This window comes from Streptomyces sp. NPDC059037 (assembly GCF_042740015.1).
GTDB lineage: Bacteria > Actinomycetota > Actinomycetes > Streptomycetales > Streptomycetaceae > Streptomyces.
Genome location: NZ_JBHYIG010000499.1, coordinates 1 through 2146, shown reverse-complemented (window position 1 = coordinate 2146; position 2146 = coordinate 1). Strand labels below are relative to the sequence as shown.

General features: G+C 65.6%; 3 protein-coding genes. All 3 read left to right on the top strand.

Going from position 1 to position 2146, the window contains the following annotated elements; genetic code table 11:
- The first annotated feature begins 207 nt into the window (after positions 1–207).
- Genes uraD through pucL form a run of 3 tightly spaced genes read left to right on the top strand, consistent with a single transcriptional unit; the run spans position 208 to position 2050 of the window.
- The gene (gene uraD, locus ACFWY6_RS45135; protein ID WP_266871820.1) at positions 208–720 is read left to right on the top strand and encodes a 2-oxo-4-hydroxy-4-carboxy-5-ureidoimidazoline decarboxylase; all 513 of its coding nucleotides are present in this window, start codon (positions 208–210) and stop codon (positions 718–720) included.
- A complete protein-coding gene (gene uraH / locus ACFWY6_RS45130; protein WP_384703668.1) occupies positions 717–1121 on the top strand; it encodes a hydroxyisourate hydrolase in 405 nt (134 codons plus the stop codon). The genes uraD and uraH overlap by 4 nt, the downstream gene beginning before the upstream one ends.
- A gap of 5 nt (positions 1122–1126) precedes the next feature.
- Positions 1127–2050: a factor-independent urate hydroxylase gene (gene pucL, locus ACFWY6_RS45125; RefSeq protein WP_135333754.1), complete on the top strand. Its 924-nt coding sequence runs from the start codon at positions 1127–1129 to the stop codon at positions 2048–2050.
- The last annotated feature ends 96 nt before the right edge of the window (positions 2051–2146 follow it).

The window sequence follows — 2146 nt, the reverse complement described above, 5'->3', positions numbered from 1 at the left end:
CACATCTCATCACCACAACCCCCCCAGCCCGTGGTGTAGAAACACACCCCCATCCCCCTCGGTGTGTTTTAAACACCGCGGCCCCGCCGCCCCCCCCCCCCCCCCGGGTTTTCTGTAACGCGAAGTTTTCAACAAAGTGTTGACGTGGTGTTTCAGCTGGCGTTAGCTATCCGCAGCCCGTCCAGCACAAGGCCACGGAGGCTCCCCGTGACTTCGAGTACGACACCGGGTCTCGCCCGGTTCAACGCCTTGACGGAGAGCGCGGCAACCGCCGCCCTCCACGAGGTCTGTGCCTCCTCGGCCTGGGGAAGCACGTTGCTCTCCCAGCGCCCCTTCTCCACCGTCGAAGCCCTCTTCGCCGCCAGTGACGCCGCCACGGCCGAACTGGCCGACAAGGATCTGGCCGAGGCGATGGCGGGGCACCCGCCGATCGGCCGCCCGAAGCCCGGCGACCCCACCTCGTCCCGCGAACAGCGGGGCATGGCGGGGGCCTCCGAAGAGCTCAAGGCCGAAATGCTCGAACTGAACCTGGCCTACCAGGAGAAGTTCGGTCATGTCTTTCTGATCTGCGCCACCGGGGCGACCGGTGAGCAGATGCGCGATGCGGTCAAGACCCGGATCGGCAACACCGCCGAGCAGGAGCGCGACATCGTGCGCACCGAGCTTGGCAAGATCAACCGCATCCGGCTGACCCGCCTCGTGGAGGAAGAGAACGCATGAGCACGGAAACCACCGCCTCGGTGTCCACGCACATCCTGGACACCAGCGTCGGACGCCCCGCAGAGGGTGTCGCCATCACGCTCACGGCCCGCAGCGGCCGGAACGCGGAATGGGTGACGCTCGGCGGGTCCGCGACCGACGCGGACGGGCGCTGCAAGGACCTCCCGGCCCTGCCGGAAGGCACCACCCACGTACGACTCGACTTCGAGGTCGAGGAGTATTTCCTTAATAAGCACCGTTCCAAGAAGCAAGCCGAGGCGCAGCAGGACGCCCCCCGCGTAAGGGACAGCGGTGCGTTCTTCCCGGAGGTGGCGATCACTTTCGCCGTCACGCCGGGCGAGCACTATCACGTACCGCTGCTGCTCAACCCGTTCGGCTACTCCGTTTACCGAGGGAGCTAGCAGACATGCCCACGATTCTCGGCCAGAACCAGTACGGCAAAGCAGAGAACCGCGTCGTCAAGATCACGCGGGACGGCGACACCCACCACATCAAGGACCTGAACGTCTCGGTCGCCCTCTCCGGCGACATGGACGACGTGCACTACTCGGGCTCCAACGCCAACGTCCTGCCGACCGACACCACCAAGAACACGGTGTTCGCGTTCGCCAAGGAGCACGGCATCGAGTCCGCCGAGCAGTTCGGCATCCACCTCGCCCGTCACTTCGTGACGTCGCAGGAGCCGATCCACCGCGCTCGGATCCGGATCGAGGAGTACTCCTGGGAGCGCATCGCGACCTCGGACAACAACTCCAAGTTCATCGGCTCGGACGAGGTCAACCACTCCTTCGCCCGCAAGGGCCAGGAGCTGCGCACCTCCCAGATCACCTTCGACGGTGAGAACTGGGAGATCATCTCCGGGCTCAAGGACCTCACGGTCATGAACTCCACCAACTCGGAGTTCTGGGGCTACGTCAAGGACAAGTACACGACGCTGAAGGAGGCGTACGACCGCATCCTGTGCACCGACGTCTCCGCCGCCTGGCGTTACAACTGGACCAGCGACGCGGACCGGATGCCCAACTGGGAGAAGTCGTACGAGCAGGCCAAGAAGCACATCCTGCAGGCCTTCGCCGAGACGTACTCCCTCTCGCTGCAGCAGACCCTCTACCAAATGGGTTCGCGCGTCATCAACAGCCGGAGCGAGATCGACGAGATCCGCTTCTCGCTGCCGAACAACCACCACTTCCTGGTGGACCTCGAGCCCTTCGGGCTGAAGAACGACAACGAGGTCTACTTCGCGGCTGACCGCCCCTACGGCCTGATCGAGGCCACGGTTCTCAGGGACGGCGTCCAGCCGAAGATCCCGGTCGACATGACCAACCTCTGACGCGGGACGCGGGGGGGGCGGCCCCCCCCCCGGGGCGGGGGCGCGCCCCCCCCCCGCACCCCCCCCCCACCACACAACACACACCCACGCCCACTC